Raw genomic sequence first — 5,000 nt, 5'->3', positions numbered from 1 at the left:
GTTTTTGTTAAACAGTCGCCGTTCGCGTTTCACTGCGGCCCACCGTACGGTGGGCGACCCTTCTCCCGAAGTTACGGGTCTAATTTGCCGAGTTCCTTAACAAGCCTTCACTCGAGCGCCTTTGGATATTCTCCTCGTCTACCTGTGTCGGTTTGAGGTACGAGTCCCAGTCTTTCTCCTTAGAGGTTTTTCTTGGCACCATGAAATCAGCTGCTTTCCCCCATACGGGGTACTGCTTTACGCCTCACTGTTAAGACTCTCCGGATTTGCCTGGAGAATCCAGCTTCACGCGTATCGAACCACATAGCCATCGGTGGTCCAGCTTATCCTTATGCGTCACCCCATCGTGATAACGAACTACTGGGAGGTCCGGAATATTAACCGGATGTCCATCGCTTACGCCTTTCGGCCTCAGCTTAGGTATCGCCTAACCCTGAGCGGATTAACCTTCCTCAGGAAACCTTAGACTTTCGGCGGGAAGGGTTCGCACCTTCCTTATCGCTACTTATGCCGGCAGGGTCTCTTCTCTAGTCTCCACGTATCTTCTCAGTTACGCTTCAATGACGTGAGAATGCTCTCCTACCACGCACACAAATGTGTGCATCCGTTGCTTCGGTATACTGTTTTAGCCCCGTTGTATTGTCGGCACCGGACCGCTTGACCAGTGAGCTATTACGCTTTCTTTAAAGGATGGCTGCTTCTAAGCCAACCTCCTGGCTGTCTGAGCGTTCCGACTTCCTTTCCCACTTAACAGTAATTTTGGGACCTTAGCAGACGGTCTGGACTGTTTTCCTCTCGACTGTGAAGCTTAGCCCCCACAGTCTGACTGCCGTGTATGTTGTAATTGGCATTCGAAGTTTGGTTGGATTCAGTAAGCCGGAAAGCCCCCTAGTCCATCCATGTCTCTACCACCAATCCAATTCGCACGACGCTAGCCCTAAAGCTATTTCGGAGAGAACGAGCTATCACGGAATTTGATTAGCCTTTCACCCCTACCCTCAGCTCATCCGAGCTTTTTTCAACAAACACCGGTTCGGTCCTCCATTAGGTGTTACCCCAACTTCAACCTGGCCAAGGGTAGATCATCCCGCTTCGCGTCTATTCCTGCCAACTTAACGCCCTATTCAGACTCGCTTTCGCTGCGGCTCGCTCACGCTTAACCTTGCTGACAAGAATAACTAGCCGGCTCATTATGCAATAGGCACGCGGTCAGACATTCCCTTACGGGCATAGTCCTCCCACTGCTTGTAGGCACACGGTTTCAGGTACTATTTCACTCCCCTCTCGGGGTTCTTTTCGCCTTTCCCTCACGGTACTGGTTCACTATCGGTCAGAAACGAGTATTTAGCCTTACGGGATGGTCCCCGTGGATTCAAGCAGGGTTTCTCGTGCCCCGCCTTACTCAGGTATCGACTTCGAGTCTGGATCAATTTCGCCTACGCGCCTGTCACGCTCTATGGGACGGCTTTCCAACCGTCTTCAGCTATCGACCAGATTGGTAACTCTACTGTTGTCGACCCTACAACCCCCGAACTACCTTGATAGTACGGGTTTGGGCTAGTTCCGATTTCGCTCGCCACTACTTTCGGAATCGAGGTTTCTTTCTTTTCCTGGAGGTACTGAGATGGTTCACTTCCCTCCGTTCGCTTGCTCTCACCTATGTATTCAGTGAGGCATACATACGGTTTACGTATGTGGGTTTCCCCATTCGGAAATCTCCGGATCAAAGCCTGTGTGCGGCTCCCCGAAGCTTATCGCAGCTTGCCACGTCCTTCATCGCCTGTTTCTGCCAAGGCATCCACCGTGCGCCCTTAGTAGCTTGACCATAGAATTTACTCGCACGCATCTGGACCGCAAGAAACAACCTTGCAACCTCAGACCGTAGAGAAATCTACGTTGTTGTCCGCCTTCGTCGACGTTGTCTGTCACTGGATTAGGGTGACAGGGTCGACCGAATTATCTAAAGACACTCAACACTAAAATAGCGTTCGTCGCAGAAAATACCTGCAACTACTAGCTAGCTCAGCCTTGTAGTTATATTTACCCAATCTATTCAGTTGTCAAAAATCGTCCGCGATTGCAATACTGCAACCGCTACTCACCCTCAGGTAAGCCCGAGCACATGGCTCAAGGTTCAGCTCTCTGTCCCCAGAGAAGCTCAACGTCGAGCAGGTTTCGGTAGACTTGTTCCTTAGCGAGAAAGTGGTGGAGCTGACCGGGATCGAACCGATGACATCCTGCTTGCAAAGCAGGCGCTCTCCCAACTGAGCTACAGCCCCATCGTCCAGTAAAGGACCCGCAGCCATTATAACGTGGCCGTGCCGGATATGGTGGGCCTGGGTAGACTCGAACTACCGACCTCACCCTTATCAGGGGTGCGCTCTAGCCAACTGAGCTACAGGCCCGGCCTTGTTGCCGGCTGCCACAGCCAGAAGGCTGCTGTCTCGATGCCTGCGTCCCGAAGGACGCCGACACACAAGATCTCGAAAAGGTTTCGAGGACACAGTTGAACATGCGAAACGGCTAGGCCGGTTCTGACCATCGTGATAGATGGAAAACGATCAAGAGAAGATTGAGTTCAAGCTCTTCCGCACGCCTCGCTTCGGCCAAGACCGAATTGATTTGCCTGGAAGGTGTTCGGACTCCATGTTCTCAGCTTTAGCCAAGCTGCCTGCAATCGCAGGGCGAACAACAGGATCCGAAACGATCTCTCTTAGAAAGGAGGTGATCCAGCCGCAGGTTCTCCTACGGCTACCTTGTTACGACTTCACCCCAATCATGAATTACACCTTGGGCGGCTGCTCCCTTGCGGTTAGCGCACCGACTTCTAGTGCAACCCACTTTCGTGATGTGACGGGCGGTGTGTACAAGGCCCGGGAACGTATTCACCGTGGCATGCTGATCCACGATTACTAGCGATTCCAGCTTCATGGAGTCGAGTTGCAGACTCCAATCCGAACTGAGGCCGGCTTTTTCCGATTAGCTCCCCCTCACGGGTTTGCAGCGGTTTGTACCGGCCATTGTAGCACGTGTGTAGCCCTGGACATAAAGGCCATGAGGACTTGACGTCATCCCCGCCTTCCTCCCCGTTATCCGAGGCGGTTCCGCTAGAGTGCTCAACTAAATGGTAGCAACTAGAGGTAAGGGTTGCGCTCGTTGCGGGACTTAACCCAACATCTCACGACACGAGCTGACGACAGCCATGCAGCACCTATATACAGGTCCCTTGCGGGACGCCGATATTTCTACCGGATTCCTGTACATTTCGAGCCCAGGTAAGGTTCTTCGCGTTGCGTCGAATTAAACCACATGCTCCACCGCTTGTGCGGGCCCCCGTCAATTCCTTTGAGTTTCAGCCTTGCGACCGTACTCCCCAGGCGGATTGCTTATCGCGTTAGCTTCGACACGGGAGGATTGGGTACCCCCCACATCAAGCAATCATCGTTTAGGGCTAGGACTACCAGGGTATCTAATCCTGTTTGCTCCCCTAGCTTTCGTGCATCAGCGTCAGTAATGGTCCAGTGAGCCGCTTTCGCCACAGGTGTTCCTTCCGATATCTACGCATTTCACCGCTACACCGGAAATTCCACTCACCTCTCCCATACTCAAGCCCGACAGTTTCTAATGCAGACGATGGGTTGAGCCCATCGATTTCACATCAGACTTATCAGACCGCCTACGCACCCTTTACGCCCAATAATTCCGAACAACGCTTGCCCCCCTCGTATTACCGCGGCTGCTGGCACGAAGTTAGCCGGGGCTTCTTCTATAGGTACCGTCATTATCGTCCCTATCGAAAGGAGTTTACATCCCAAGGGATTTCATCCTCCACGCGGCGTTGCTGCGTCAGGGTTTCCCCCATTGCGCAAAATTCCCCACTGCTGCCTCCCGTAGGAGTCTGGACCGTGTTTCAGTTCCAGTGTGTCCGTGCGCCCTCTCAGGCCGGATACAGATCATCGTCTTGGTGGGCCGTTACCCCGCCAACTAACTAATCTGCCGCGACCCCCTCCTTAAGCGAATTGCTCCTTTGACCCGTAGGTGTTATGCGGTATTAGCCTCGGTTTCCCGAAGTTATTCCGCACTCAAGGGTAGGTTAGTCACGTGTTACTCACCCGTGCGCCACTTTACTCATGGATTGCTCCACTTTCTCGTTCGACTTGCATGTGTTAGGCACGCCGCCAGCGTTGATTCTGAGCCAGGATCAAACTCTCGTTTAATCTTGGTTTGCCCGACAGCATCAGGACGGAGGTCCGATGCGTCAGAGCGCCTCCAACCACTCGAAAAGGGTTGGAGGTTATATATAGTGAGAATGACTCAATCAAATATCGCGTCATCTCACGACTGGCATGTTCAACTATGTTGTCAAAGATCCTCAACTGCATACCGCACTGGGCGGGCAGCTTGGATCAAGGAACAACCCCGGGCAAAGCCACTGGGAATTGTGTCCTCGAACTTGATTGCGCTGTCTTCTTGTGTCGAGTGGTTCGGATTGGCTTGTGTTACTCGCCTTACCGAAGCATCCCAGGCTTACCGCTTTACTCACTGGGCTTGCTCGATCGCTTAGCGCGAACTTTTCTAGAGTATCGCGACTTTCGCGTTTGTGTCAACGTCAACGCTCAACTTTTCGCTTCGCTTCACTCCCGATTCATCAGGCCAGCGTAGAGCGCTTCCGTAAGTTGAGCCTTCAGTTCGCTGCAGGCTCAGCCCTTTCAGGCAGCTCATTGCAGCTCGCGAAGACAGCACAGATTCTCAAAACATCGAAACGGAAAGCCATCCAAAGACGACAACCGCGATTCCACTCAGGAATCTCAAAATCTATCAGCAGCAGTGGCTTGGGTTTGGGGCGGGCCACTCTCACCAGAGAGTCAGCATTTAACCGCGTAACAAACGCTTGGACTGCGCTCCGGCTTGCCCAACCAACCTCATCCGAGGCGCGGCGCGAAGCTCATTTCGTACTTTTTGATCCTACACAAAACTCGTTCGACTTGCAAACCAGCTTG

At 52.7% G+C, this 5,000-nt stretch carries 2 tRNA genes and 2 rRNA genes (1 of these 4 running past the window's edge); all 4 read right to left on the bottom strand.

The features are described from left to right. Nucleotides 1-1,825, bottom strand: a 23S ribosomal RNA gene (locus tag C4S68_RS22815) (it extends 1,115 nt beyond the left edge of the window). A gap of 378 nt (nt 1,826-2,203) precedes the next feature. After that, nucleotides 2,204-2,279, bottom strand: a tRNA-Ala gene (locus tag C4S68_RS22810). Nucleotides 2,280-2,328: 49 nt separating this feature from the next. Next, nucleotides 2,329-2,405: transfer RNA gene (locus tag C4S68_RS22805), tRNA-Ile, on the bottom strand. Between the two features lie 312 nt (nt 2,406-2,717). Then, nucleotides 2,718-4,217, bottom strand: a 16S ribosomal RNA gene (locus C4S68_RS22800). The 16S and 23S rRNA genes sit together here with 2 tRNA genes alongside, the layout of an rRNA operon. Nucleotides 4,218-5,000: the final 783 nt, after the last annotated feature.

The sequence above is a fragment of the Bryocella elongata genome, from assembly GCF_900108185.1.
GTDB lineage: Bacteria > Acidobacteriota > Terriglobia > Terriglobales > Acidobacteriaceae > Granulicella > Granulicella elongata.
This window is presented reverse-complemented; position numbering and strand designations above follow the sequence as displayed.